Annotated in this window: 28 protein-coding genes; 10 read left to right on the forward strand and 18 right to left on the reverse strand. The window is 73.8% G+C overall.

Going from position 1 to position 25673, the window contains the following annotated elements:
• From G3I53_RS30235 to pdhA, 3 genes are all read right to left on the reverse strand, one after another.
• Positions 1 to 410 (reverse strand): biotin/lipoyl-containing protein (locus G3I53_RS30235; RefSeq protein WP_343240714.1); only part of this gene is annotated, 410 nt, incomplete at its 3' end.
• Positions 410 to 1414 (reverse strand): alpha-ketoacid dehydrogenase subunit beta, encoded by a 1005-nt coding sequence (locus tag G3I53_RS30240; RefSeq protein WP_164332564.1) that lies wholly within the window; start codon positions 1412 to 1414, stop codon positions 410 to 412. The genes G3I53_RS30240 and G3I53_RS30235, both read right to left, overlap by 1 nt.
• Entirely contained in the window at positions 1411 to 2553 is a 1143-nt protein-coding gene (gene pdhA, locus G3I53_RS30245; protein WP_164332565.1) for a pyruvate dehydrogenase (acetyl-transferring) E1 component subunit alpha, read from the reverse strand. The genes G3I53_RS30240 and pdhA overlap by 4 nt, the downstream gene beginning before the upstream one ends.
• A 189-nt stretch (positions 2554 to 2742) precedes the next feature.
• Here pdhA and G3I53_RS30250 point away from each other — a divergent pair, with 189 nt between their 5' ends.
• The gene (locus G3I53_RS30250; RefSeq protein WP_164332570.1) at positions 2743 to 3228 is read left to right on the forward strand and encodes an Lrp/AsnC family transcriptional regulator; all 486 of its coding nucleotides are present in this window, start codon (positions 2743 to 2745) and stop codon (positions 3226 to 3228) included.
• 61 nt (positions 3229 to 3289) lie between these two features.
• Here the strand turns inward: G3I53_RS30250 and G3I53_RS30255 are convergent, their stop codons facing one another.
• Both G3I53_RS30255 and G3I53_RS30260 read right to left on the reverse strand, forming a co-directional pair.
• Positions 3290 to 3880 (reverse strand): TetR/AcrR family transcriptional regulator, encoded by a 591-nt coding sequence (locus G3I53_RS30255; RefSeq protein ID WP_164332566.1) that lies wholly within the window; start codon positions 3878 to 3880, stop codon positions 3290 to 3292.
• On the reverse strand, positions 3877 to 5391 hold the full coding sequence (locus G3I53_RS30260) for a 3-hydroxyacyl-CoA dehydrogenase (protein WP_164332567.1): 1515 nt from the start codon (positions 5389 to 5391) through the stop codon (positions 3877 to 3879). The genes G3I53_RS30255 and G3I53_RS30260 overlap by 4 nt, the downstream gene beginning before the upstream one ends.
• 160 nt (positions 5392 to 5551) lie before the next feature.
• Here G3I53_RS30260 and paaN point away from each other — a divergent pair, with 160 nt between their 5' ends.
• The gene (gene paaN / locus G3I53_RS30265; RefSeq protein WP_164332568.1) at positions 5552 to 7243 is read left to right on the forward strand and encodes a phenylacetic acid degradation protein PaaN; all 1692 of its coding nucleotides are present in this window, start codon (positions 5552 to 5554) and stop codon (positions 7241 to 7243) included.
• 71 nt (positions 7244 to 7314) lie between these two features.
• Here the strand turns inward: paaN and G3I53_RS30270 are convergent, their stop codons facing one another.
• The 4 genes from G3I53_RS30270 to G3I53_RS30285 all read right to left on the reverse strand — a co-directional run bounded on the left by G3I53_RS30270 (position 7315) and on the right by G3I53_RS30285 (position 10937).
• Positions 7315 to 8181 carry a TrmH family RNA methyltransferase gene (locus tag G3I53_RS30270; protein ID WP_164332569.1) on the reverse strand — a complete coding sequence of 289 codons (867 nt, stop codon included), beginning with the start codon at positions 8179 to 8181 and terminating at the stop codon, positions 7315 to 7317.
• Positions 8178 to 8345, reverse strand: a complete 168-nt coding sequence (locus G3I53_RS30275; RefSeq protein WP_164438976.1) for a hypothetical protein — start codon at positions 8343 to 8345, stop codon at positions 8178 to 8180. The genes G3I53_RS30270 and G3I53_RS30275 overlap by 4 nt, the downstream gene beginning before the upstream one ends.
• Positions 8346 to 8430: 85 nt before the next feature.
• Positions 8431 to 9879 carry an HTTM domain-containing protein gene (locus G3I53_RS30280; RefSeq protein ID WP_343240715.1) on the reverse strand — a complete coding sequence of 483 codons (1449 nt, stop codon included), beginning with the start codon at positions 9877 to 9879 and terminating at the stop codon, positions 8431 to 8433.
• Positions 9876 to 10937, reverse strand: a complete 1062-nt coding sequence (locus G3I53_RS30285; RefSeq protein ID WP_164438977.1) for a DUF5819 family protein — start codon at positions 10935 to 10937, stop codon at positions 9876 to 9878. The genes G3I53_RS30280 and G3I53_RS30285 overlap by 4 nt, the downstream gene beginning before the upstream one ends.
• A gap of 466 nt (positions 10938 to 11403) precedes the next feature.
• Between G3I53_RS30285 and paaA the strand changes: the two genes are divergently transcribed.
• Genes paaA through G3I53_RS30310 form a run of 5 tightly spaced genes read left to right on the forward strand, consistent with a single transcriptional unit; the run spans position 11404 to position 15083 of the window.
• Positions 11404 to 12462, forward strand: coding sequence for a 1,2-phenylacetyl-CoA epoxidase subunit PaaA (gene paaA / locus G3I53_RS30290; protein ID WP_239064192.1), 1059 nt, complete (start codon positions 11404 to 11406; stop codon positions 12460 to 12462).
• Positions 12459 to 12746: a 1,2-phenylacetyl-CoA epoxidase subunit PaaB gene (gene paaB, locus G3I53_RS30295; protein ID WP_164333619.1), complete on the forward strand. Its 288-nt coding sequence runs from the start codon at positions 12459 to 12461 to the stop codon at positions 12744 to 12746. The genes paaA and paaB overlap by 4 nt, the downstream gene beginning before the upstream one ends.
• Complete coding sequence (paaC, locus tag G3I53_RS30300; protein WP_164333620.1) at positions 12743 to 13477, forward strand: 1,2-phenylacetyl-CoA epoxidase subunit PaaC; 735 nt, start codon at positions 12743 to 12745, stop codon at positions 13475 to 13477. The genes paaB and paaC overlap by 4 nt, the downstream gene beginning before the upstream one ends.
• Positions 13471 to 14022, forward strand: a complete 552-nt coding sequence (paaD, locus tag G3I53_RS30305) for a 1,2-phenylacetyl-CoA epoxidase subunit PaaD (protein ID WP_164333621.1) — start codon at positions 13471 to 13473, stop codon at positions 14020 to 14022. Before paaC ends, paaD begins: the two co-directional genes overlap by 7 nt.
• Positions 14022 to 15083 (forward strand): 2Fe-2S iron-sulfur cluster-binding protein, encoded by a 1062-nt coding sequence (locus G3I53_RS30310; protein WP_164333622.1) that lies wholly within the window; start codon positions 14022 to 14024, stop codon positions 15081 to 15083. The genes paaD and G3I53_RS30310 overlap by 1 nt, the downstream gene beginning before the upstream one ends.
• 352 nt (positions 15084 to 15435) lie before the next feature.
• On the opposite strand, the gene G3I53_RS30315 is transcribed toward G3I53_RS30310, so the two are convergent.
• From G3I53_RS30315 to G3I53_RS30325, 3 genes are all read right to left on the reverse strand, one after another.
• Positions 15436 to 15765 (reverse strand): rhodanese-like domain-containing protein, encoded by a 330-nt coding sequence (locus tag G3I53_RS30315; RefSeq protein WP_164333632.1) that lies wholly within the window; start codon positions 15763 to 15765, stop codon positions 15436 to 15438.
• 53 nt (positions 15766 to 15818) lie between these two features.
• Complete coding sequence (locus tag G3I53_RS30320; RefSeq protein WP_205077607.1) at positions 15819 to 16661, reverse strand: hypothetical protein; 843 nt, start codon at positions 16659 to 16661, stop codon at positions 15819 to 15821.
• A 145-nt stretch (positions 16662 to 16806) separates the two neighbouring features.
• On the reverse strand, positions 16807 to 18255 hold the full coding sequence (locus G3I53_RS30325) for a DUF2252 domain-containing protein (protein WP_164333634.1): 1449 nt from the start codon (positions 18253 to 18255) through the stop codon (positions 16807 to 16809).
• A gap of 456 nt (positions 18256 to 18711) precedes the next feature.
• Between G3I53_RS30325 and G3I53_RS30330 the strand changes: the two genes are divergently transcribed.
• Positions 18712 to 18957 carry a DUF1918 domain-containing protein gene (locus tag G3I53_RS30330; RefSeq protein WP_343240716.1) on the forward strand — a complete coding sequence of 82 codons (246 nt, stop codon included), beginning with the start codon at positions 18712 to 18714 and terminating at the stop codon, positions 18955 to 18957.
• Here the strand turns inward: G3I53_RS30330 and G3I53_RS30335 are convergent.
• Positions 18954 to 19607: a ScbR family autoregulator-binding transcription factor gene (locus G3I53_RS30335; protein ID WP_164333624.1), complete on the reverse strand. Its 654-nt coding sequence runs from the start codon at positions 19605 to 19607 to the stop codon at positions 18954 to 18956. The genes G3I53_RS30330 and G3I53_RS30335 overlap by 4 nt on opposite strands.
• A 228-nt stretch (positions 19608 to 19835) precedes the next feature.
• On the opposite strand from G3I53_RS30335, the gene G3I53_RS30340 reads away from it, so the two are divergent.
• Together G3I53_RS30340 and G3I53_RS30345 are read left to right on the forward strand one after the other, a co-directional pair.
• The gene (locus G3I53_RS30340; RefSeq protein WP_164333625.1) at positions 19836 to 20825 is read left to right on the forward strand and encodes a ScbA/BarX family gamma-butyrolactone biosynthesis protein; all 990 of its coding nucleotides are present in this window, start codon (positions 19836 to 19838) and stop codon (positions 20823 to 20825) included.
• A complete protein-coding gene (locus G3I53_RS30345) occupies positions 20822 to 21754 on the forward strand; it encodes an NAD-dependent epimerase/dehydratase family protein (protein ID WP_164333626.1) in 933 nt (310 codons plus the stop codon). Before G3I53_RS30340 ends, G3I53_RS30345 begins: the two co-directional genes overlap by 4 nt.
• An 86-nt stretch (positions 21755 to 21840) precedes the next feature.
• Here G3I53_RS30345 and G3I53_RS30350 read toward each other — a convergent pair whose 3' ends face one another.
• The 5 genes from G3I53_RS30350 to G3I53_RS30370 form a co-directional block, all read right to left on the reverse strand.
• Entirely contained in the window at positions 21841 to 22077 is a 237-nt protein-coding gene (locus G3I53_RS30350) for a hypothetical protein (RefSeq protein ID WP_164333627.1), read from the reverse strand.
• Positions 22078 to 22164: 87 nt separating this feature from the next.
• Positions 22165 to 22353 (reverse strand): hypothetical protein, encoded by a 189-nt coding sequence (locus G3I53_RS30355; RefSeq protein ID WP_164333628.1) that lies wholly within the window; start codon positions 22351 to 22353, stop codon positions 22165 to 22167.
• A gap of 169 nt (positions 22354 to 22522) precedes the next feature.
• A complete protein-coding gene (locus tag G3I53_RS30360; protein ID WP_164333629.1) occupies positions 22523 to 23866 on the reverse strand; it encodes an ABC transporter permease in 1344 nt (447 codons plus the stop codon).
• Positions 23863 to 24747, reverse strand: a complete 885-nt coding sequence (locus tag G3I53_RS30365) for an ATP-binding cassette domain-containing protein (RefSeq protein WP_164333630.1) — start codon at positions 24745 to 24747, stop codon at positions 23863 to 23865. The genes G3I53_RS30360 and G3I53_RS30365 overlap by 4 nt, the downstream gene beginning before the upstream one ends.
• A 58-nt stretch (positions 24748 to 24805) precedes the next feature.
• Positions 24806 to 25673: YcaO-like family protein (locus G3I53_RS30370; protein WP_164438978.1), on the reverse strand; the 868-nt coding region annotated here is incomplete at its 5' end.

The following is a 25673-nucleotide window of genomic DNA, read 5'->3' on the forward strand; positions in this document are numbered from 1 at the left end:
GGCGTGCCCGGGCGCACGCGGCGGCGCCGGGCGGGCGCCTGGGACGTGCCGTAGCCGACGAGCACGTTGCCCGAGCCCTCGGCGCGGGCCTCCGGCTCACCGGACCCCCCGGCGCGGTTGGCGCCCGCGGTGCCCGCCGCCGTCTTCGGCGCGTCCTTCTCCGGCCCGCCCACCGCGACCGTCAGCAGCGGGGAACCGACGGGCAGTTCGGTGCCCTCCTCGCCGAAGCGGGCGGTGACCACACCGCCGTAGGGGCAGGGCACCTCGACCATCGCCTTGGCCGTCTCGACCTCGACGACCGGCTGGTCGATGGCGACGACGTCGCCGACCTCGACCAGCCAGCGCACGATCTCCGCCTCGGTGAGCCCCTCACCGAGGTCGGGCAGCTTGAACTCCAGCACCTGTGTCATCAGCTGTCGGCCTCCCACTGCAGGCGCCCCACCGCGTCCAGGATCCGGTCGACGCCCGGCAGGTGGTGACGTTCCAGCATCGGCGGCGGGTACGGCAGGTCGAACCCGGCCACCCGCAGCACCGGCGCCTCCAGGTGGTGGAAGCAGCGCTCGGTGACGCGGGCCGCGATCTCGCCGCCCGAGCCGCCGAAGCCGCCCGACTCGTGGACGACCACCGCGCGTCCGGTCCGGCGCACCGAGGCGCACACCGTCTCGTCGTCGAACGGCACCAGCGACCGGAGGTCGACGACCTCGAGGTCCCATCCCTCGGCGCGGGCGGCCTCGGCGGCCTCCATGCAGACGGGGACGGACGGACCGTAGGTGACGAGCGTGGCGCTGCGGCCCGGGCGCCGCACGACCGCACGGCCGATCGGCTCGACGGGTGCCGGCTCGTCCGGGTTCCAGGAGTCCTTCGACCAGTACAGCCGCTTGGGCTCCAGGAAGACGACCGGGTCGTCGGAGGCGATGGACGCGCGCAGCAGCCCGTAGGCGTCCGCGACGGTCGCGGGTGTGACGACGTGGAGGCCCGGGGTCGCCATGTAGTACGCCTCGGAGGAGTCGCTGTGGTGCTCGACGCCGCCGATGCCGCCGCCGTAGGGGACGCGGATGGTGATCGGCAGGGGCATGGCCCCGCGCGTGCGGTTGCGCGTCTTCGCGACGTGCGACAGCAGCTGCTCGAACGCCGGGTAGGCGAACGCGTCGAACTGCATCTCCACGACCGGGCGCAGCCCGTACATCGCCATGCCGACGGCCGTGCCGAGGATGCCCGCCTCGGCCAGCGGGGTGTCCGTGCAGCGCTCGTCGCCGAACTCCTCGGCGAGGCCGTCCGTGATCCGGAAGACACCGCCGAGGGTGCCGACGTCCTCGCCCATGACGTGCACGGACGGGTCGGCGGCCATGGAGTCGCGCAGCGCGCGCGTGAGCGCCTGCGCCATGGTGGCCGGCTTGACGGCGACGGTGGTCATCGGTGCGTTCCTTCCGACTCGGCCTCGGCCGCCAGCTCGGCCCGCAGCTGCTCCCGCTGCTCCAGCAGCTGGGGCGTGGGCTCCGCGTAGACGTGGCTGAAGAGGTCCATGGGGTCGAGTACGGGGTCCTGGTTCATGCGCTCGCGCAGGTCCGCGGCCAGCGTCTCGGCGTCCCGGCGGGCGGTCTCGATGCCGTCCTCGTCGAGCAGGCCGCGCGCGGTGAGCTCGCGCTCCAGCAGCACGACGGGGTCGTGGCCCTTCCAGGTCTCCACCTCGGCGTCGCCGCGGTAGCGGGTCGCGTCGTCGGCGTTGGTGTGCGCCTCCATGCGGTAGGTGATGGCCTCGACCAGGGTGGGGCCGCCGCCCTCGCGGGCCCGCCGGACGGCGTCGGAAAGCACCTCGTGCACGGCGGCAGCGTCGTTGCCGTCGACCAGGCGGCCGGGCATGCCGTAGCCGACGGCCTTGTGGGCCAGCGACGGCGCCGCGGTCTGCTTGTCGAGCGGCACGGAGATCGCGAAGCCGTTGTTCTGGACGAGGAAGACGACCGGGGTCTGCCACACGGCGGCGAAGTTCAGCGCCTCGTGGAAGTCGCCCTCACTGGTGCCGCCGTCGCCGACCATGGCCAGCGCCACCACGTCGTCCCCCTTGAGCCGGGCCGCGTGGGCGAGACCGACCGCGTGGGGCAGCTGCGTGGCCAGCGGTGTGCTCAGCGGGGCGACCCGGTGCTCGTGGGGGTCGTACCCGGTGTGCCAGTCGCCGCGCAGCAGGGTGAGCGCCTCGACGGGGTCCACGCCGCGTGCGACGACGGCGAGCGTGTCGCGGTAGCTGGGGAAGAGCCAGTCCTGGTCCCGCAGGACGAGCGCGGCGGCGACCTCGCACGCCTCCTGGCCGGTGCTGGAGGGGTAGACCGCCAGACGGCCCTGCTTGGTGAGGGCGGTCGCCTGCGCGTTGTAGCGACGGCCCTTCACCAGCTCCCCGTACAGCCGGCGCAGCAGCTCCGGGTCGGCCTCGGCGGCCGCCGCGGTGCCGAGCACCCGGTACGGCTCCGCGTCCGGCAACAGCGGCGCGGGGTCCGTACGGGGCTGCCAGGCGGGCGGCGGGGTCGGCCGGTAAGCGCCCCGCTGCTCCATGACCGTCATGACGCACCTCCTCGTGGGAGCGGCTCAGGAAGGCGCGGCGTCTGTGACGCGCCTCACCAACCGATTGTTCGGTCGCCGGCACATTTTGGCTACGGGTGGCGCCAGGCTGTGGACAAACGGTCCTCCACAACCTGAGATGGGTGCAGTACGTCCATCGTGGAGAGGCGGGGGCGGGTGTCGTCTGAACAAATGGCCGAGGGGTCGGAGCCCGTCGGCCCCCTGCGGCCCGCGCGCCCCCTCGACGCCATCGACCAGGACATCCTGCGCATGCTCCAGGTGGACGGCCGCGCGTCGATACGGTCGGTGGCCGAGCGGGTGCACGTGTCGCGGGCGAACGCCTACGCCCGGATCAACCGGCTCATGGAGGACGGTGTCATCCGCGGCTTCGGCGCCCGGGTGGACCACGAGCGGGCCGGGCACGGGACGTCCGCGTACATCACCCTGAAGATCGTCCAGAACTCCTGGCGCACCGTCCGGGAGCAGCTCAGACAGCTGCCGGGCGCCTCGCACATCGCCCTCGTCGGCGGTGACTTCGACGTGCTGCTGCTGGTGCACACGCCGGACAACCGGACCCTGCGCGAGCTGGTGCTCACCCGGCTCCAGGCGATCCCCGAGGTGCTCAGCACCCGCACCCTGCTGGTGTTCGAGGAGGAGGACCTGGAACCCCAAGGCTGAACCGCGACCCGGCGGCGACAAGCGAGCGCGGACGCCCGGGTGGCGGGGCCGGCCGCTCGGCTCAGGGCGCCTTGCGCAGCCCGTCGAAGGCGAGCCGGACCACCGCGTCGGCGACCTCCCGCTCGCTCGAACCGCGGCCGTCGGGGCGGTACCACTCGACGATCGAGTTGATCATGCCGAAGACCAGCCGGGTCACGAGCCGGCCGTCTATGTCCTCGCGCACGTCCCCCTCGGCCGCTGCGGCCCTGAGCAGGGCGGCCACCCGGTGGTCGAACTCGCGCCGCCGCTCCAGCGCCCACCGTTCGGTGCCGGTGTTGCCGCGCACCCTCAGCAGCAGCGTCACGTACGGCAGTTCGGCCGTGAGCACCTCGACCATGCGGCGCACGACGTACTCCAGGCGGTCGGCCGCCCGCCCCTCACGCGCGGGCTCCTCGTCGAGGATGCCGAACAGCCCGTCCAGCGCCCGGCTCACCGCGCGGCGCAGCAGTTCCTCCTTGCCGGCCACGTGGTGGTAGATCGACGACTTGGAGATGCCGGCCGCCTTGGACAGGTGCTCCATGGAGGTGCCGTCGTAGCCGCGTTCGTTGAACACCTGGACGGCCACGGACAGCAGGGTCTCCGGGGTGTAGGTGTCACGCCGGACGGTGGTCATGGGGTGCTCTCCCGCTTCTCGGTGGCCCGCGCGTGCCGGTACAGCGCCAGGGACGGGGCGCAGCGGCCGGACGGGTCGCGCTCGTGCAACTGCCGGAGGAGGGCGTGGGCCCAGTCGCGGCCGAGGCGGCGGCTCCACTCGAAGGGGCCGAGCGGGTAGTTGACGCCCAGGCGCATCGCGGTGTCGATGTCCTCCTCGGTGGCCACCGCGTGGGCGGCGGCGTCGTGCGCGAGGTCGATGATCCGCGCCACCGTGCGGGCGACGATCATGCCGGGCACGTCCCCGATGACGCTGACCCGTTTGCCGAGCGCCTGGAACAGGCCGGTGGCCTCGGCGACCGTCCGGGCGGGCGTGTCCGGGCCGGCGGAGAGGGCGATGCGGCTCGCGCCGCGGTAGTCCAGGGCGAGGTCGAACTGGACGGTGTCGCGGCGTTCCCCGGCCGTCCGGCCGTCGGCGAGCACCAGGTGGCCGCCGCCGGGCAGCACCAGACGGCCGTCCCCGTCCGCGCCGCCCTCGCGCACCTCGATGCCGGCCTCGCGGATCAGCGGCAGGAGGTCCGAGGCGGGGCCCGGGCCGCCGTCGGCGACGACGTACGCGGGGGCGGGTTCCGGCCCCGCGGTGTGCGGTGCGGGCCGCTCGGCGCCGTCGCGGTGGTCGTACCAACCGCGTCCGCTCTTGCGGCCCAGGCGGCCGGACTCGACCAGGCGGCGCTGGGCCAGGGACGGCGTGAAGCGCACGTCGTGGAAGAAGGACTGCCACACCGAGTGGGTGACGGACTCGTTGACGTCCTGCCCGATCAGGTCGGTCAGCTCGAAGGCGCCCATCCGGAAGCCGCCGGACTCGCGCAGCACCGCGTCCACGGTCGCCGGATCGGCACCACGCGCCTCGTACACCGCGAACGCCTCGGCGTAGAAGGGCCGGGCGATGCGGTTGACGATGAAGCCGGGGGTGTCGGCGCAGGCGACCGGCGACTTGCCCCACGCGCGCGCGGTCCCGTACGCGCGGGCGGCGCAGTCGGCGTCGGTGGCGAAGCCGGAGACCACCTCGACGAGCGGCAGCAGCGGGGCGGGGTTGAAGAAGTGCAGGCCCACGAACCGGCCGGGCACCCGCAGGGCGCCGCCGATGGCCGTGACCGACAGGGAGGAGGTGTTGGTGGCGAGCAGACAGTCGTCGGAGACGCTCTCCTCCAGCGCGCCGAACAGCTCCTGCTTGACGTCGAGCCGCTCCAGGACGGCCTCGACGACGAGGGCGCAGTCCGCGAGGTCGGAGAGCTCACCGGCGGGCAGCAGTCGCGCGCGGGCCGCGTCCCGGTCCGCCGCGGTGAGCCGCTCCTTGGCGACCAGGCGGTCGAGCCGCGCGCCGATCGCGTCGGCGGCCTCCCGCGCCCGGCCCGGGACGGCGTCGTACAGCCGCACGGGATGGCCCGCGACCAGCGCGACCTGGGCGATTCCCTGGCCCATGGTGCCGGTGCCGACCACGGCCACGGGACTGCTGAGGTCGAGTGCTGTCATGTGCGCGATCCTCCCGCACGACGTTTTCCACAGATGCGGCGGACCCCCTTGTCCCGACCGATCGTTCGGTTACTCTAACTCTGACCGCCCGTCCCTGCCCATGTTTCTGCCCAGGTCCATGAACTCGCCGACGAGTTCCTGAGACGAGGAGTTGGTCCCCATGGCCGCCGAACTCACCGCGCACGAGCTGATCACCCGGCACCGGCCCACGCTGGACGGGGCCCTCGAAGCGATCCGCACGCGCGCGTACTGGTCCCCGCACCCCGAACATCCCAAGGCCTACGGGGAGAACGGCAGCCTGGACCTGGCGGCGGGCAAGGCCGCCTTCGACGCCCTGCTCGGCACCCGCCTGGACCTCGGCCAGCCCGGCACCGACGGCTGGGTCGACGGCGAGGTCTCCCCCTACGGCATCGACCTGGGCGTGAGCTACCCGCACCCGGACCTCGACGAGCTGCTGCCCGCCATGAAGGCCGGGATGCGGGCCTGGCGGGACGCGGGCGCGGAGACCCGCGCGGTGGTCTGCCTGGAGATCCTCAAGCGGATCAGCGACCGGACCCACGAGTTCGCCCACGCGGTCATGCACACCTCGGGGCAGGCGTTCATGATGGCGTTCCAGGCGGGCGGCCCGCACGCACAGGACCGCGGCCTGGAGGCCGTCGCCTACGCCTACGTGGAGCAGGTCCGCACGCCCGACACCGCGGAGTGGACCAAGCCGCAGGGCAAGCGCGACCCCCTGGCCCTCACCAAGACGTTCACGCCGGTCCCGCGCGGCATCGGCCTGGTCATCGGCTGCAACACCTTCCCCACGTGGAACGGCTACCCGGGCCTGTTCGCCTCCCTGGCCACGGGCAACGCGGTCCTGGTCAAGCCGCACCCGCGCGCGGTCCTGCCGCTGGCGCTCACCGTGCAGGTCGCCCGCCAGGTGCTCATCGAGGCCGGCTTCGACCCGAACCTGGTGGCGCTGGCCGCCGAGCGGCCCGGCGAGGGCATCGCCAGGACGCTCGCCACCCGCCCGGAGATCCGGATCATCGACTACACCGGCTCGACCGAGTTCGGCGACTGGCTGGAGGCCAACGCCCGCCAGGCGCAGGTGTACACCGAGAAGGCCGGCGTCAACACGGTGATCGTCGAGTCCACCGACGACTACAAGGGGATGCTGTCCAACCTGGCCTTCTCCCTGTCGCTGTACAGCGGCCAGATGTGCACCACCCCGCAGAACCTGCTCATCCCCCGCGAGGGCATCGCCACCGACGCGGGCCACAAGACCTTCGACGAGGTCACCGCCGACCTGGCGAAGGCGGTCGACGGCCTGCTCGGCGACGACACCCGGGCCAACGCCCTGCTCGGCGCGATCGTCAACCCGGACGTCAAGGCCCGCCTGGAGGCCGCCGCCGGTCTCGGCGAGGTGGCCCTCGCCTCCCGGGAGATCACCCACCCCGAGTTCCCGGGCGCGGTGGTCCGCACCCCGGTGATCGTGAAGCTGGACGGTTCGAAGCCGGACGCCGAGTCCGCCTACATGAGCGAGTGCTTCGGCCCGGTGTCCTTCGCCGTCGCGGTCGACTCCGCCACGGACGCGGCCGACCTGCTGCGGCGCACCGTCCGCGAGAAGGGCGCCATGACGGTCGGCGCGTACACCACCTCCCCGGAGGTCGAGGAGGCCGTGCGGGAGGTGTGCCTGGAGGAGGCCGCCCAGCTCTCCCTCAACCTGACCGGCGGGGTGTACGTGAACCAGACGGCCGCCTTCTCCGACTTCCACGGCTCGGGCGGCAACCCCGCGGCCAACGCGGCCCTGACCGACGGCGCGTTCGTCGCCAACCGGTTCCGGGTGGTCGAGGTGCGCCGGGAGGCGTAGGCAGGCACCGGTGGCGTCCACCGGCGCCTCGCACTGGTGTTTGCACTGATGTCGTCACCGGGCGGAGTTCCTCAGGCGGGAGCTCCCCCGGTGGCGCTCCAGTGGTACAGCGCCATGGCCACGCTGGTCGCCAGGTTGTAGCTGGACACCTGGGGGCGCATGGGCAGCGCGACCAGGTGGTCCGCCCGCGCCCGCAGCTCCGGCGAGAGACCGCTGCGCTCGGAGCCGAACGCGAGCAGCGCGTCGTCGGGCAGCTCGGTACCGCGGATGTCCTGGCCCTCGGGATCGAGCGCGAACACCGGCCCGGCGGGCAGTTCGGCCACGGCCAGCCGTTCCACCGTGGTCGCGAAGTGCAGCCCGGCTCCGCCGCGCACCACGGTGGGGTGCCAGGGGTCCAGCGTGCCGGTGGTGACGACACCGGTGGCTCCGAACCCGGCGGCCAGCCGGATCACCGCCCCGGCGTTGCCCAGGTTGCGCGGCTGGTCCAGGACCACGACGGGAGCGGTGCGCGGGGTCCGCGCCAGCGCCTCCAGTCGGCCCGCGCGCGACGGCCGGGCCGCGAGGGCCGCCACGGCGGTGGGGTGCGGGCGCGGCACGACCGACGCGTACGCCTCGTAGGACACCTCGGCCAGCAACGCCCCCAGGGGCTCCCGGACGTCCGGGGCCAGCTCGTCGGCGAGGGCGAGAGCGGCAGCCCGGTCCGCGGTGACCGCCACCCGGATCTCGGCGCCGAAGCGCAGGGCGTGCTTGACCGCGTGGAAGCCGTCGAGCAGGACCACCTCCTCGCTCCCGGCCTGCCGACGCCAGACGCCCAGGGTGTCGGGCGAGGAAGAGGAAGGGGCAGGGGCAGCGGAAGGGGACGCGGCGGAGCCGACGGTGGGGTGGGGCGCTGGAGCGGGACGGCCGGGAGCGGGTCCGTCGGGGTCGGGCACGGTCATGTCGGGCAGCCTACGTGCGCTCCGGGTCCGGTCCGGCGGGTACGGCGCGGTACGGCGCGGTACGGCGCGTACGGCGCGTACGGCGCGTACGGCGCGTAGGGCGCGTAGGGCGCGTAGGGCGCGTAGGGCGCGGTACGGCTCGGTACGGCTCGCTCGGTGTTCACGGTGCGGAGCCTTGCGCGGGGCGGGCGGCCGGGCGTCGCCTGCGGGGGCGTCCGCTCGCGCGGCATGGCAAGCAACTCGAGCGGCTCAAGGTTTCCCCTGAGTGCGGTTGCCCGGGGCGCCACGGGGCGCGGGGAGGACGGGTCCCCGGTCGGGCGGGGACCCGGGTGCCGGCACGACGCCGGGGGCGGGACCGGGGCCGGGGGCGGGACCGGGGCCGGGGTGGCCGATGCCGGGACCGGCCTGGGGGTCGGGGTCCGGGTCCAGGTTCAGGCGCGCGTTCAGGCCCGCGTTCAGCTCCTGGCCGGGTGCGGGTTCGGGCCGACGACCGGCGTCTGTGCCGGCGTCAGTACCGGACACGGATGTGCCCCGGCTACGGAGGGCTGGGCCGGACCGCCACCGGAGTACCCGCAGCCCCCGCAGCCCCGTCGCCGCGCGGCCCAGGCGGCGCAGGAAGGACGTCGGCAGGAAGACGGCGTCGGCGGCGATCATCGCCAGGGAGAAGAAGGGCAGCCCCAGGACGACCGCGATCGCGGCGTGCTCGGTGATCATGGCGGCCAGCAGGACGTTCTTCACCCGTCGGTTGAACAGCGTGAACGGGAAGGCGACCTGCACGGCCACCGTCCCGTAGGTGACCAGCATGACCAGGGTGCCGCTGGCGGAGAGCAGGTCCCCGAGCGCGGGCCAGGGCGAGAAGTACTCGAGCTGCAGCGGGTAGTAGACCGCGGTGCCGTCTTGCCAGCGCGAGCCCTGGACCTTGTACCAGCCGGCCGTGGCGTAGATCAGACACGCCTCGGCCATGATCACGAACAGCGCACCGTTGTGCACGATGTTGGCGGTGACGTCGAGCAGGATCCGCGGTTGCCCGTTCCCGCCCCGGCGGCCCGTCAGCCACCACAGGCCCTGGGCCGCCCACACGGTCCACAGCAGCACCGGGACGAACAGCTCGCCGTCCATCCGCCCCGCCAGCGTCGCCACGAGCAGCAGGAAGCCGAGCACGCCCCAGAGCGCGGGTCCGGTCCGGTCCCGCGGTTCCTCGCCGCGCCCGCGTGCGTCCGCCGTGCGCCGGGCCCGCCGGGCGTCCAGCGACCAGACCTGGCCGCAGCGTGTGAACACCAGGTAGATCGCCATCAGGTGCAGCACGTTGTCGCCGCCGTCGCCCATGAAGACGCTGCGGTTCTGCAGGGACAGCACGCCCACCATGAACAGCACCGACATGGTGCGGGTGCGCCAGCCCAACAGCAGCAGAAGGCTCCACAGCATCGCGAGCGCGTAGAGGGCCTCGAACCAGCCCTGTCCGTCCGACCAGAGCAGAGCGGTGAAGGCGCCGTTCGTCCCCACCAGCTGCTGGGCCAGGTCCCACGCCCAGGGGCTGTCGGGCCCGTACAGCTCCTGGCGGTGGGGGAACTCGCGGAGCAGGAACAGCAGCCAGGTCACGCTGAAACCGATGCGTATGACGGCACTCTGATAGGGACCGAGAGGGGCGTCGGTCACGCGCGCGATGCCGCGCGAGAGCGTCAGCGAGAAGCGGTTCACCCGATGCCTCCCCGGGCCTCGTCCTCGGGCACCGGCCACCAGGGCAGGGTGCGGTCGACCGGGGTGGTGGAGACCTGCTCGTCGCTCCATTCGGGCGGCGGCACGTTCGTCGTGCGCGAGCGGACCTGCACCCGGTCGACGACGTCGCCCGGCCCGGCCGCGTCCGCCCGGTCCAGACGCATCACGACGATTCGGCGGAGGTAGGACTCCGACAGCGCTCCCCGCCCGCCCACCGGGCGGTTCTCGTCGTCGTGGGTGGCGACGAAGAAGTCCCAGGCCCGGCGCAGCTCGTTTTGCTGGGTGTGGCTGGGCAGCAGGTTGCCGTCGATGGCCCGCCCGTCCTCGGCGGACAGGTCGTACCAGCGGGTGGTGCGCACGCCCCCGTCGGCGGTGCGGATGTCGGCGCGCACCTGGAGGGAGATGTTCTGCTGCAGCGGGTTGGGCGCGAACAGCTTCCAGTTCTGTTCGAACTCCGGGTAGATCCACTGCTGGATCGCCTCGCCGTGCTCCTTGCTCACGGTGTTGGCCGGGGCGACGTGCAGGAAGGTCATGCCGAGGTGCACGCACACGCCGATCGCGACGACGGCGAGCGCGAGGGCGGCCCCCAACCGGTACCGCAGCGACAGCGCGGCCACACCCGTGCGCGGTCCGCCGACGGAGCCGCCGGTCGCGACACCGGCGACGGCAGCGCCGGGAGCAGTGCCGGGGCCGACGTCGGGGCCGGTCACGGGGCCGGTCACGGGGCCGGTCACGGGGCCGACCTCGGGGCCGGTCACGGGGCCGGTCACGGGGCCGGTCACGGGGCCGGGAGCAGCGCCGAGGTCGGGGTCAGGGTCGTCACCGGGGCCGGCCTCGGGAGCGGGGTCGGCCTCGGAAGCAGGGCCGAGGTCGGTCGCAGGGCCGAGGTCGGTCGCAGGGCCGGAGGCGGGAGCTGCGACGACGGCGGGACAGGGCAACGGGGGAGTGGACTCGGTGGCCGGGGGAGACTCCCCCGGGTCCGAGCCGCTCGGCCCCGCCGGCCCGCGCCGGGCCTGGGAGCCGTCGTCGTTCGCGTTCATTCCGCCCCGTTCCACCATGAGGTCCGTTCACCGCCCCGCCGCGCGCGGGACCGGTCACCCCTCCCGCACCGCTGTCGCCGCAGTGCGGTGCCTCGCGGCGCCGTCACGGTGCGCCGGACGGAACGGTACTCAGCACCGGTAGCACTGGCACACCCCCGGCGGGCCCCGCTTGCCGTGGCCGTCACCACATCCGCACATCGGCCCGCCGGGCTGAGAGCCCCCGCCGGGCCGGGGAGCCGAGCCCGCCGGGCCGGCGCCCTGGCCGGCCGGACGCGTCGCGGCTCCCGCCCGGTCGGCCACAGGGCCGGAAGCCGCCTCGCCGAGGTTGTCCACAGCGGTTGACACCTCGCGACGGCCGTCTCACCATGGAATCGCACGAACCGAACGATCGGTCGGGAGCAGGTCCGCCGCCACAGGGCGGACCGGCCGAGAAACCAGGCCAGAACACCAGGTCGAGGGGGACCCCATGGCGACAGCAGCCGCCCGCGATACGGCACGCGGCCCGGTGGACGACGCGCTCGACGGCGCCACCGACACCACCGAGTTCGAGCGTGCCTTCGACGCGGCCGTCGCCGCCGACGAGCGGATCGAGCCGCGCGACTGGATGCCGGACGCCTACCGCGCCACGCTCGTGCGGCAGATCGCCCAGCACGCCCACTCCGAGATCATCGGCATGCAGCCCGAGGCCAACTGGATCACGCGGGCCCCCTCGCTGCGCCGCAAGGCCATCCTGATGGCCAAGGTGCAGGACGAGGCCGGGCACGGCCTGTACCTCTACAGCGCCGCCGAGACGCTCGGCACCGGTCGCGACGAGCTGCTCGACAAGCTGCACTCCGGCCGCCAGAAGTACTCCTCGATCTTCAACTACCCGACGCTGACCTGGGCCGACGTCGGCGCGATCGGCTGGCTGGTCGACGGCGCGGCGATCACCAACCAGGTCCCCCTGTGCCGCTGCTCCTACGGCCCCTACGCCCGCGCGATGGTCCGGATCTGCAAGGAGGAGTCCTTCCACCAGCGCCAGGGCTACGAGCTGCTGCTCGCGCTCAGCAACGGCACCCCGGAGCAGCACGCGATGGCGCAGGACGCCGTCGACCGCTGGTGGTGGCCGTCGTTGATGATGTTCGGCCCGCCCGACGACGAGTCGCAGCACTCGGCGCAGTCGATGGCCTGGAAGATCAAGCGGCACTCCAACGACGAGCTGCGCCAGCGCTTCGTCGACATCTGCGTCCCCCAGGCCGAGTCCCTCGGCCTGACCCTCCCCGACCCCGACCTGCGGTGGAACGAGGCCCGGGGCCACTACGACTTCGGCGCGATCGACTGGTCCGAGTTCTGGGACGTCCTCAAGGGCAACGGCCCGTGCAACGAGCAGCGGCTGTCCCAGCGCCGGAGGGCGCACGAGGAGGGCGCCTGGGTCCGCGACGCGGCGGCGGCCTACGCCGCCAAGCACACCCGGCGGACACCGGCCGCAGCCGGAGCCGCCGTTGAGACAGGCACGTACAGCGAGACAGGAGCGGCCCGCGCATGACCCACACCGACTGGCCCCTGTGGGAGGTCTTCGTGCGTTCGCGCCGCGGCCTGTCCCACACCCACGCGGGCAGCCTGCACGCCCCCGACGCGGAGCTGGCGCTGCGCAACGCGCGCGACCTGTACACGCGGCGCGGCGAGGGCGTCTCCCTGTGGGTCGTGCCGTCCTCCGCGATCACCGCCTCCTCGCCCGACGAGAAGGACCCCTTCTTCGAGCCCTCCGCCGACAAGCCGTACCGGCACCCCACCTTCTACGACATCCCCGAGGGGGTGCAGCACCTGTGACGACGACACCCGCGAAGGACACCGCCGTCACGGCGGCCGCCCTGGCCCTCGGTGACGACGCCCTGGTGCTGTCCCACCGGCTGGGCGAGTGGGCCGGCCACGCGCCCGTGCTGGAGGAGGAGGTCGCCCTCGCCAACATCGCCCTGGACCTGCTCGGCCAGGCCCGCGTGCTGCTGTCCATGGCCGGCGACGAGGACGAGCTGGCGTACCTGCGCGAGGAGCGCGCCTTCCGCAACCTCCAGCTCGTGGAGCAGCCCAACGGCGACTTCGCCCACACCATCGCCCGCCAGCTGTTCTTCTCCACGTACCAGCATCTGCTGTACACCGAACTGGCCTCCGGCGACGGCCCGTTCGCCCCGCTGGCCGGGAAGGCTGTCAAGGAGACGGCCTACCACCGCGACCACGCCGAGCAGTGGACCCTGCGCCTGGGCGACGGCACCGAGGAGAGCCACGGCAGGATGCAGCGGGCCGTGGACGCCCTGTGGCGGTACACCGGGGAGATGTTCCGGCCCGTCGAGGGCCTCGACACCGACCCGGCCGGCCTGGAGCCGGCCTGGCTGGAGCAGATCGGCCGGACCCTCGAGCAGGCCACGCTCACCGTGCCCGCCACGCCCCGCACGGGCGCCTGGACGGCCGGCGCGGGCCGCCAGGGACTCCACACCGAGCCCTTCGGCCGCATGCTCGCCGAGATGCAGCACCTGCACCGCAGCCACCCGGGGGCGACATGGTGACCGTCACGCCCCTGGAGGCGGAGCTCCTGGACATCGCCGGCTCGGTGCCCGACCCCGAGCTGCCCGTGCTGACCCTGCGCGAGCTGGGCGTCGTCCGCGCGGTCCACGCCCGGGGCACCGACGCCGTCGAGGTGGAGCTGACCCCGACGTACACCGGCTGCCCGGCCATCGAGGCCATGTCGCTGGACATAGAGCGCGCGCTGCGCGACCACGGGGTGCGTGAGGTCACCGTCCGGACGGTGCTCGCGCCCGCCTGGTCGACGGACGACATCACCGACGAGGGGCGGCGCAAGCTGCGCGAGTTCGGCATCGCTCCGCCGCGCGTGCGGGAGACGTCCGGCCCGGTCCTGGTGGACCTCGGCGCGACCCGCGGCCACGGGTCCCGGCCGGTGGGCGGGCCGGAGGAACCCCTGGAGGCGATCAGCTGCCCGCACTGCGGCTCCGCCGACACCGAGCTGCTCAGCCGCTTCTCCTCCACGGCGTGCAAGGCGCTGCGCCGGTGCCTGGCCTGCCGTGAACCGTTCGACCACTTCAAGGAGCTGTGATGGCCCGCTTCCACCGGCTCCGGGTGGCCGCGGTCGACCGGCTCACCGACGACTCCGTCGCCCTCACCCTCGCCGTCCCCCCGGAGCTGCGCGAGGCGTACCGCTACGTCCCCGGCCAGCACCTGGCCCTGCGGCGCACCACCGAGGGCGCGGAGATCCGGCGCACGTACTCCATCTGCTCCCCCGCACCCGACGGCCGGGCTCCGGACACGCTGCGGGTGGGGGTGCGGCTCGTCGAGGGCGGCGCCTTCTCCACGTACGCGCTCAAGGAGATCAACATCGGGGACGAGCTGGAGGTGATGACCCCGGCGGGCCGCTTCACGCTGCCGCCCGCACCCGGGCTGTACGCGGCGGTCGTCGGCGGCAGCGGCATCACCCCGGTCCTCTCGATCGTCTCGACCCTGCTGGAACGCGAGCCCCGGGCCCGGTTCTGCCTGATACGCAGCGACCGCACGTCCGCCTCGACGATGTTCCTGGAGGAGGTCGCCGACCTGAAGAACCGCTACCCCGAGCGGTTCCAGCTGGTCACGGTGCTCTCCCGGGAGGAACAGCAGGCGGGGCTGCCGTCCGGGCGCCTCGACCGGGAGCGGCTGACCACGCTGCTGCTGGCCCTGCTCCCCGTGGAGCGGGTGGACGGCTGGTTCCTGTGCGGGCCGTACGGCCTGGTCGAGGGCGCCGACCGGGCGCTGCGCTCCCTGGGGGTGGACCGGTCCCGGGTCCACCAGGAGATCTTCCACGTGAATGCCGCCCCGGCACCCGCCGGCGGCAGGGGCCCCGCCCCGGCCCACAGCACCGTCACCGCCCGGCTCGACGGACGCGGCGGCACCTGGCCCGTGCAGGACGGCGAGTCCCTGCTGGACACGGTGCTGCGGAACCGGCCGGACGCGCCCTACGCCTGCAAGGGCGGGGTGTGCGGGACCTGCCGTGCCTTCCTCGTCTCGGGCGAGGTGCGGATGGACCGCAACTACGCGCTGGAGTCGGAGGAGACGGAGGCGGGCTACGTCCTGGCCTGCCAGTCCCGCGCGGTGACGGAGCGGGTGGAGCTGGACTTCGACCGGTAGCCCGAGAGCGGCCCGGGGCCGATCACCACGACGGGAGGGAGACCCGGCAACGGTCGCTTCCCTCCCCCGGGCGGTCGGCTCCGTCTGGCCGCGCATCCCCTCGGCTGAGGGGCAGTTCACGGGGCGGGGGCGCAGGGGCCGGGGGCGCAGGGGCGGGCCGTGGGGGGCACGAGCCCATTTCCCCCCTGCACGACGCCCGTCAGCCGCGCCGCACGGGCCCCGCACCAGCACTCACCCCGGTCCGAGCCTCGGCCCGAGATTCATCCACATCCGAGGGGCACGGGCTCTCGCACGCCCACCGTCCCAGGTCGCCCGACCGGAAGGGCACGCGCCCGGGCGACACCGCTCCCGGTTACAGCACGTGCCCCGGAGCGCCGCCGTCGGCCACCACGGCACGGCCGCTGTCCTGCCAGGCCTGCATGCCGCCGTCCACGTTCACGGCGTCGAGACCCTGCTGGACCAGGTACATCGCGACCTGGGCCGAGCGGGCGCCGGAACGGCAGATGACGTGCACCCGCCCGTCCTGCGGGGCCGCCTCGGTCAGGTCGGCGTAACGCGCCACGAACTCACTCATGGGGATGTGCAGCGCCCCTTGGGCGTGACCGGCCTTCCACTCGTCGTCCTCGCGGACGTCCAGCAGGAAGTCGCCGTCCTTGAGGTCCGCGACCCCGACCGTGGGCACACCAGCTCCGAAACTCATGTCCCCGACGCTACCGGACGTGCCCGGTCCGCAGCTCAGTCCAGCAGCCGGGCCAGCTCCGCCTCGCGTTCAGCGAGCTGGGCGCGCAGCTGCTCCGCGATCTCGTCCAGCAGACCGTCCGGGTCCTCGGGAGCGAGCCGGAGCATCCCGCCGATGGCGCTGTCCTCGAGTTCCTTGGCCACCGCGGTGAGCAGTTCCTTGCGCCGGGCCAGCCACTCCAGGCGGGCGTAGAGCTCGTCGGCGGGGGTGGCGACGCGTTTGGGCTGCGGTCCGGCCGCCCACTCCTCGGCGAGCTCGCGCAGTTCCGAGGCGTCGCCCCGGGCGTAGGCCGCGTTGACGCGGGTGATGAACTCCTCGCGCCGGCGGCGTTCAGAGTCCTCCTGGGCGAGGTCCGGGTGGGCCTTGCGGGCGAGGTCGCGGTACAGCTTGCGGGCCTCCTCCCCGGGACGTACCCGCTGCGGGGGCCGGACCGGCTGGTCGGTGAGCATCGCCGCGGCCTCCGGGTAGAGGCCGTCGCCGTCCATCCAGCCGTTCAGCAGTTCCTCGACCCCGGGGATGGGCGCCAGCTGGGCCCGGGCCTCGTCGGCCCGCCGCCGGTCCTCGGGGTCGCCGCTGCGTTCGGCCTTCACCTCCAGGATCCGGGCGTCCAGTTCCTCGAGCCGGGCGTACATCGGGCCGAGCTTCTGCTCGTGCAGCCGCGAGAAGTTCTCCACCTCGACGCGGAAGGTCTCCACGGCGATCTCGAACTCGATCAACGCCTGTTCGGCGGCCCGTACGGCCTGTTCCAGGCGCTCCTCGGGCCGCGGCGCACCCGCACCGGTCGGCTCCCGCCGCGCGTCGGCGCCGCCGCCACCCTGCTCACCTTGCGAGGTCGTCACCCGGACAGCCTAGGGCACCTACCGGACCCGGCGCGTCCGTCCCGGGGCGTGAGCGGACCGGACACCGGGCCGGACCTCGTGCCGGGCACCGGGCCGCGCACCGGTCCCAGCACCGGCGCACGGCACCGCGCCACGGCTCCCGGTCTCAGACGCCCAGCTCGGCCGCGATGCGTCCCGACCGCACCGCCGTCACCAGGTCGGCGTGGTCGGCCTCGGTGCGGTCGGCGTAACGGACCGCGAAGGCGGCCACCGCCTCGTCCAGCTCCTCGTTCTTGCCGCAGTAGCCCGCGATCAGGCGGGGGTCGGCGCTGTGCGAGTGGGCGCGGGCCAGGAGAGCGCCGGTCATCCGGGCGTAGTCGTCGACCTGGTCGGCGGCCAGGGCCGCCGGGTCGACGCTGCCCTTGCGGTTGCGGAACTGGCGCACCTGGTAGTGGCGCCCGTCGACGGTCGTCCAGCCCAGCAGGTTGTCGCTGACCACCTGCATCCGCTTCTGGCCCAGCACCACGCGGCGGCCCTCGTGGCCGGCCCCGGCGGCCGTGTCCCCTCCGGCACCGGGCACCGCCCCCGCGGCCTCGAAGCCGGCGGTCCGCAAGTGCGGCGCCAGAGCCGAGGGGCGGGCCTCCTTGACCTGGAGGACCAGCGGCTCGCCCCGGTGGTCCAGGAGCAGGACGACGTACGAGCGAGTGCCGACACTGCCCGTGCCGACGACGCGGAAGGCCACGTCGTGCACGGCGTACCGGGCCAGCAGCGGCAGGCGGTCCTCGGGAAGCGTGGTGACGTACTCCTCGAGGGACGCGGCGACGGCGGCGGCCTCGGCGTCCGGCACCCGGCTCAGCACGGGCGGCGCGTCGACGAAGCGCCGCCCGCCGTCCTCGGTGGCCTCCGTCGACTTGGCGGCGAAGCGGCCGCTGGTGTTGGCGCGCGCCTTCTCGTAGACCCGCTCCAGGGTGCCCAGCAGGTCGTGGGCGTCGGTGTGGGAGACGAGTTCCTCGTCCGCAATCGCGTTCCAGGCGTCCAGGACCGGCATCTTCGCCAGCAGCCGCATGGTGCGCCGGTAGGCACCGGCCGCGTCCTGGGCGGCGGCCCGGCAGGTGTCCTCGTCCGCCCCGGCCTCCCGCCCGGCGAGGACCAGGGAGGCGGCGAGCCGCTTGAGGTCCCACTCCCAGGGGCCCGACGCGGTCTCGTCGAAGTCGTTCAGGTCGATGACCAGGCCGCCGCGTGCGTCGCCGTAGAGGCCGAAGTTCGCCGCATGGGCGTCCCCGCATATCTGCGCCCGTATCCCGGTCACGGGGGTGCGGGCCAGGTCGTGGCCCATGAGCCCCGCGGAGCCGCGCAGGAACGCGAACGGCGTCGCGGCCATCCTGCCCACCCGTATCGGTGTCAGCCCGGGCAGCCGGCCACGGCTGGACTCCTCGACCGCCTGCACCGCGTCGGGGCGGGAGGCGTCCAGGTCGAGCCGGGCGTGGTCAGCGCGGGGGATCCGCCCGCGCAGCGCCTTGCCGTCCGCCTTCGCGGAGCCCTCGGCCGGCCACCCGGCGAATCCCTTCACCCGCGGCAGCCGCGGTCCCGCTCCGGCTTCCCGCGCGCCCGGCACCCGCTCACGCTGCGCGGCTCCGCCCGCTCCGGCACCCTGTTCGCTCACAGCAACCTTCTCCCCCCTGCGGGGTGCGCCCGCCCGCGCACCGCCCCGGCTCGCCGCCCTGTCGCCGGCGCCGACGGATCCGCCGGCGGCGCGAGGAACGGCCTCGACGACGCAGACGCTACAACCGGCAGCCGAAACACGTCACACCCTGTGGACAACTCCCGCGCACCACGCCTGTGGACCAATCCCGCACGCCACGCTTGTGGACCGCTCCCGCACCCCACGGCTGTGGATGAACCCACCTCCGACCGCCCGCGCCCCGCCTTCCGGTCCGTCAGAGCCCGCCGAGTGCCTCAGCCAGGTGCCCGACGGGTCGGTGACGACTTCCCTCGGGAGTCGTCCACCAGGAAGCGTTGGTCACCAAGATCAACACAGTCCGAAGGGGCAGGTGGCAGCATGCGCGCCAATATGGGAGACCGGATACCGAAGCACGGCACCGATGGAAGTGACCCGGCACAAGTAGGAGAGGTCATCGAGGTACACGGTGCGGACGGAGGACCCCCTTACCTGGTCCGCTACCCCGACGGGAACGAGACTCGGGTGTTCCCGGGGCCTGACTGCGTGATCCTTCCGCCCGCACCCCAGGGCCACGGGCCGGCGGCGTTGTCGACGCGGCTGACGGGCGGTGTCCGCCCGGCGGCGGAGACCGCCTAGCCCGCCTCCGCCATGGGCTCGGCGCGACCCTGGGCGAAGATCCGCTCCGCACGCTCCGCGGAGATCTCCAGCCGGGCCAGCACCGCCGGCACCGCGATGCCCGGGAGCATGTGGTGGAACAGGACGACCACCCGGTGCTCCAGGTCCCGCCGCTGGCAGCGCAGCTGCGACAGGAGCTGCACCCCCGAGAAGCCGGCCACCAGCAGTTCGGCGGTCTCGGTCGGGTCGACGTGCGGCAGCAGTTCGCCGCACGTCTTCGCCTCCGTGAGCGTCAGGGTGGTCTGGTCGATCCACATCCGGAACGCCGGCGTCCGGTCCAGTCCCAACGCGCCCTGGTCCAGGGCCAGTCCGACACTCGCCCGGACCAGCGGCTCGGTGCGCAGCCGCAGCGCCAGGACCAGGCCCGAGTCGACGAGCTCCTGCAACTTGCTGGACTGTGGCGGCAGGGTGAGCGCCAACTGCTCCTCGAAGACGCCGAGCGCCAGCTCCTCCTTCGAGCCGAAGTGGAAGTACAGCGCGCCCTTGGTCACCCCGGCCCGTTCCAGGATCTCCCCGATGGTCGCCGAGGTGTAGCCGCGTTCGTCGAAGACGGCAGCGGCCGCCTCCAGGATCGTCCGCCGCGTGCGGATCGCGCGCTCCTGTCGCGCCATCGGGTGCCTCCTGATCTGGCGTGTATCACTGATCGCCCCCGGTGCCCCGCGACGTCACCCGGCATGCGGGCGCGGTCGTCGGGGCGGCCGCCGTGTCGGACGGGCGCGTGAGCACATCTTCAGTGATGCCGGGCGATCGGCGACGCAGATCACCTTGAAAAAAACCGGCTCGTCCGTATCTTAGTGCGAAGTTGACCGGAACCAGGCCGTTGATCCCGGGGGTCCGTAATGCCGCAGACAGGTGACTTAGACGCATCCGCGGAGGACCCGACCGGTCCGCCGCGAGGCGGTACGGGCACCTCGGCACCGTCCGGCGGACCCACGCCGGTCACCGCCGAACTCGCGCACCGGTCGAGCCCGTCGGACGTCTTCCCCGCCGAATGGGTCCGCCTGTCCGGACACCGTTTCCGCGTCACCGCCCACTGGCCCGCCGAACACGCCTTCTTCGCCCCGGTGGACGACCGCCACCAGGACCCGATGGTCGTCGGTGAAACGTTGCGGCAGACCTCGATGGTGCTCGCCCACGCCGAGTTCGGCGCCCCCGCGGACACCCATTTCGTCATGCGCGACCTGAAGGTGCTGACGGACCCGTCCGGGCTGCGGCTCACGGAGGCCGGTGAGCCGGTCACCGTCGACGTGGTCTGCTCCGAGATCCGCCGGCGGGGCCGGGTCCTGCACAGCATGCGCACCACCATGGAGTTCCACCGCGCGGGACGGCTCGTCGCCCGCGGCACCGGCAGCACCGGCTGCACCTCCCCGGCCGCCTACCGCCGCCTGCGCGCCAGCCAGTTGGCGGCCCCCGGCGCCCGCATACCCCTGCTGCCGGCGATACCCCCCGCCCGGGTCGGCCGCGACCGCGAGGACGACGTCGTCCTGGCCCCCTCCGACCGGGAGGGCACCTGGCGGCTGCGCGTGCACACCGGCCACCCCGTCCTGTTCCACCGGCCCAACGACCACGTGCCCGGCATGGTGCTGTTCGAGGCGGCCCGTCAGGCCGCGACAGCGGCGTCGGGCAGGCGGCCCTTCCTGCCGTCCGCGATGGCCGTCGCCTTCAGCCGCTACGCCGAACTGGACTCGCCCTGCCTGATAGAGGCCGAGGTGCTCGACAAGACCGAGGACGAGGCGACGGTCCGGGTCACCGGCCGGCAGGACGACGAACCCGTCTTCACCGCCACCCTCACCGCCGCTCCCCCGGCCCCGGTGCAGCCCCTGTCATGACGGTGAACCTCCTGCTCACGGGCGCGACCGGTTTCATCGGCGGCAGGGCCGCCGAGGCGGCGCGCCACCAACCCGGCGTGCGCCTGCGGCTGCTGTCCCGTCGCCCGGCGGCCGGGGACCCCCCACAGACCGAGCACATCCGGGCCGACCTCGCCGACCCGTCCACCCTGCACGGCTGTTGTGCGGGCGTCGACGTCCTGGTGCACTGCGCCTCGCGCGTCGGCGGCGACCCGGAGACCGTTACGGCGGTCAACGACCTGGGCACCCGGGCCCTGGTGGCGGAGGCGGTGCGCAGCGGTGTGCGCCGCATCGTGTACGTGAGCACCGCGGCGGTCCACGGCCGCGGGCCCTTCCGCGGGGTGCGCCCCGGCGAGGCGCCCATCGCTCCTGCCTCCGCGACCAGCCGCAGCCGGGCGGCGGCCGAACGGTACGTCCTCGACGCGGGCGGCGTCGTGCTGCGCCCGCACCTGGTGTATGGGCGGGGCGACCACTGGGTGGTGCCTGGACTGGTGGGCCTGCTGCGGGAGTTGTCCGCGACGCTCACCGGCTGCGACGCACGTCAGTCCATGATCGATGCCGACTCGCTGGGCCGGGCGGTCGTGGCGGCGGCGCTGTCCGGCACCGGTCCGCGGCCCGGGAGCGTCCACTACGTCAACCACCCCGATCCGGTGCCGGTCCCGGAACTGCTCGCCGCGGTGGGCGCCCGGGTGGAGCGGTCCGGCGTTACGGCCTCGGTGGACGTCGGCACCGCGCTGGCGCGGGCCGCCGGGTCCCCGCTGGCGCTGCACCACCTCGGCATGCTGACCGTGGACCACTGGTTCACGGACGACGCCTTCTGGCGGGAGGTGGGCTGTTCGCCGGGCCCGGGCTTCGCGGAGGCGTTCGCGCATGCCGCCCCCTGGTACCGGACGTTCATGGCGGGTAATTGACGTCCTTCGCGCGCCTTACCGGACCGACCGCGCGGTTTGTGCCGTGGGGGTGAGGCGGGCAGGCCCGGCTGCTCGGGCCGGTGCCGTCACGCCTTGGTCCAGCCCCGCAGGACCGGGTTGGCGAGGATGTCGTCGAGGGTGCGGTCGACCGCCGGCGGGGTGAGGCCGTCGGGCACGGTGAGCCTCAGGGTCGCCGTGCCGTCGTGACAGTCGAGGACGGTGGCTCTCCAGCCCTTGGGCAGCAGGGCGATCAGGCGTATCGCCGCGGTCTCCGGGGGAGCGTCGTCCGGGCCGCTGATGCGGACGGGGTGCTCGGTGGGCATGGAAGCCTCCACTAGAGGGGATGTCCGGCCGGGGCCGCTCGGGGGGCGGGGGCGGCCCCGGCCTGGGGGTGAACGCGTGCCGCGGGATCAGCGGGTGCGGCGGGTCCGGCTCAGCTGGAAGACGCACGCGACCAGGGCGAGGAGGAGCACGGCGCCCAGACCGTACCGGACCGTGTTGCCCATGTCGCTGGTGATGACCGCCACTTCGGCGCCGCACAGGATGGCGATGAGGGCGGCGTACAGGACGGTGTTGTTGGGGCGGTTGGTGTCGCTCATGACGTGTCTCCTCGGGGAGTTGTTCCGGTCCTTCGGACCGGGTGGACGGGGTTGCTCCGCCGGTGCCGGGCGGGGATGCCGCCGGCCGGCGTCTGGATGGTATGGACGCGTTCGCGTCGGCCGGAGCGGTTCCGGCCAGGCCGGGCGGGAGTGCCGCCCGGCGCCTGGTTCAGTCGGCCAGCCTGAAGGCCTGACGGAAGGACAGCTTGCGGCCGGTCTGCATCAGGGCCCTGCGGTAGACCCGCTCGGCGGCCAGGACGACGAGGGTGGCCGCCGCCAGCGAGACCAGCAGCGAGGCCGCGGGCTCCCACCAGGCGGTGTCGCCCGCGATGATCCGTGCCGGCATGGTGATGGTCGAGGTCAGGGGGGCGAAGGACAGGACGCTCTGTGCCGTGCCGGTGGCCGTGATGCCGGCCACGAAGACGACGGCGACCAGGGCGTTCACCGGGGTCGTGGTGGACTGGATGTCCTCGGTGCGGGTGGCGATGGCTCCTGCGGCGGCGAACACGCAGGCCAGGACGGCGATTCCGACCACGTAGTAGATCAGGAACCAGCCCAGACCCGTCGTGACCTGTCCCAGCGTGCCGCTCTCGCCGGTGGCGACCAGACCGATCACCGCCGCCGCCGTGAACGCCACCATCTGGGCCAGGGCCAGCGTCGTACTGCCGACGATCTTGCCCACCAGCAGGTCCCGCAAACGGATGGACCCGGCGATGATCTCGACGATCCGGTTCTGCTTCTCCTCCACGATGCTGGTGGCCAGCGAGACGCCGAGCAGCACGGCCGCGAGGTAGAAGAGGAAGCCGAAGAAGTAGGTGGCCATCCGCACCACGGTCTCGGGCGTCTCGTCGGGCGACAGCAGTGTGTGCTGGAGCGTGGCGCCCTCGGCCAGGGTCTCCATGTCGGTGTCCGCGGCCGCTGCGTTGGCCTCCAGCGCGGCCGTCTGCACGGCGGCGCCGATCCAGGTGGCGGCGGTGGAGTCGCTGTCGGTGTCGCCGAGCAGCGTCCAGCCCTCCGGGGTTCTCAGCAGTCCCGCGTCGACGTCGCCGGAGCGGACCGCGTCGCGCACCGCGTCCGGGGAGGACTCCGCGCGCACGCTGATCTCGATGTCCTGGTCGGCGCGGTCGGCCAGCGCCTCCGCCTGCCGGACCAGCTGGTCGGCGTCGGTGGAGACGGCCGCGACCGTGATCTTCCCGACGGTGGAGGCGAGGTAGACCTGGAGTCCGACGGCGCCGAGGATGACGGCCAGGGTGGCGACCGTGGAGAGCAGGAAGCCCCGGTCGCGGATCTTCACCGCGATCTCGCGCGCGGCGACGATCGGCCAGGCGGACGGCTGCCGCTTCTTCGGCGCCTTGCTCGGTCGACCCGCTGCGGGCGCGGGGCCGGCGGTGGTACCGCCCGGCTCGGTGGTCCCGGTGGTCCCGGTGGCCTCGGTGGTCCCGGTGGCCTCGGTGGTCCCGGTGCTCACGTGCTCTCCGGTGTGTGCTGCGGTCTCGGTGGTGAGCGTGGTCATGCTGCCGTCATCTCCCTGAACACGTCGGCGACACTGGGGACGATCTCGGCGAACTCCCGTACCGGGCCCCGGCGCAGTGCCTCCGCCAGGAGCCGGTCGGCCACCTCCTCAGTGGCGAGTTCGAGCAGGGCGGTGCCCTCGCTCCGCTCGATGACGTCGACGCCCTCGACGTCGTGCAGCCAGCCGGTGGCCCCGGCGGTCACCAGGCGGTGCCGCACCCGGCCCCGGCGGCGCAGCTCGCTCGCCGTCCCCCGGGCGAGGACCCGCCCCCCGGACTGGATGACGAGGTCGTCGCAGAGCCGCTCGACGAGCTCCAGCTGGTGGGAGGAGAACAGCACCGGCACGCCGCGCGCCGTGTGCTCGCGCAGCAGCTCGGCCATCGAGTCCACGGCGTGCGGGTCGAGGCCGGAGAACGGCTCGTCCAGCACCAGCAGCCGGGGTTCGCCGATCAGCGCGGCGGCGATCTGCACGCGCTGCTGGTTGCCCAGCGACAGCGACTCCAGGCGGGCGTCGCGCTTGTCGCCGAGGGAGAGCCGGTCGAGGAGTCCGGCGGCCGACTCCTGGGCCGCGCGTGCGCTCAGTCCGCGCAGCCGGCCCAGGTAGACCAGCTGGCTGAGCACGGTCTGCTTCGGGTAGAGCCCGCGCTCCTCGGGCATGTAGCCGAAGCCGCGGCGGTCCTCGGCGGTGACCGGGCCGCCGTTCCAGCGGATCTCGCCGCCGTTGAGCGCCAGGACGCCCATGATCATGCGCATGGTGGTGGTCTTCCCCGCGCCGTTCCCGCCGACGAAGCCGGTCATCCGGCCGTCGTCGACGCGGAACGACACCTGGTCGACCGCGCAGTGGTCGCCGAAGCGACGTACGACGTTGTCCAGTTCCAGCATCGTTCGGTGTCCTCCCGTTTCGAGGGGATCGGGGGCGGGCCCGGGCGGGGCCGCCCGGTCAGGGCAGGGGGTGGGGGGCCGCGGCCCGGTGGTCGGTGAGGCGCGCCGGGCAGCCGGTGCGCTCGGGTGCGGAGGCCAGCCGGGAGCGGTTCCAGCTCCACTCGTGGGTCTCGTCCATCCGCAGGTGCTGGTAACCCGCCGGGACGACCTTCACGGCGCGCCAGCCCATCGCGGCCACGGTGGCCGGCAGCCGGGGTGTGAGGTCGACGACGTGCGGGTCGGCTCCGTCGGCGAGCAGCGCGGTGACGATCCCGTCGGTGGTCACCTCGGCGGCGGTCATCGGAGCCGGGGCGGGCACGAAGCCGCCGGCCCAGTCCCGCACGGCACGGCGGGCCCGCGCGGTGAGCATGTACCGGATCCGCTCGTGCTCGGTGACCAGCGGGTCCGGCACGTCGGCCACGGGACCGTCCAGCAGGGTGGCCTCCAGGGCGGCGCGCACCTGCCAGGCCTCCTGGAGGGCGCCGAGCAGGGCGTCGTGGGGGCGGTCGGACGCCTTCATGCCCACGGTCACCAGGGCGCCGGGGCGTTCCGGTTCCAGCAGGCAGGCGACCACGCAGCACAGGCCGTCGACGGCGGTCGGGATGCGGGCGAAGACCGTCCGGACTCCCGCGTCGGCCGCGCGCCGCCACAGGGCGCGCAGCGCCTCGCCGGTGGGGCGGTCCGGTGTCCCCGCGGCCGCCGCGAACGGGTCCGTCCAGCAGGGCAGCCGCAGCCGGCGTCCCCAGGCCGTGGTGAACGCGTCCCGCTCGACGATCTCGACCAGGGCCGAGCGCAGCGCCATGCCGGCGCTGCCGCCGGAGGCCGCTCCGGACGGCCCCGGGTCGAACAGGCTGCCCGGCGCGGTCGCCGGCCAGTCGACGAGAGGG

The sequence above is a fragment of the Streptomyces sp. SID14436 genome (genome assembly GCF_010548465.1).
Classification (GTDB): domain Bacteria; phylum Actinomycetota; class Actinomycetes; order Streptomycetales; family Streptomycetaceae; genus Streptomyces.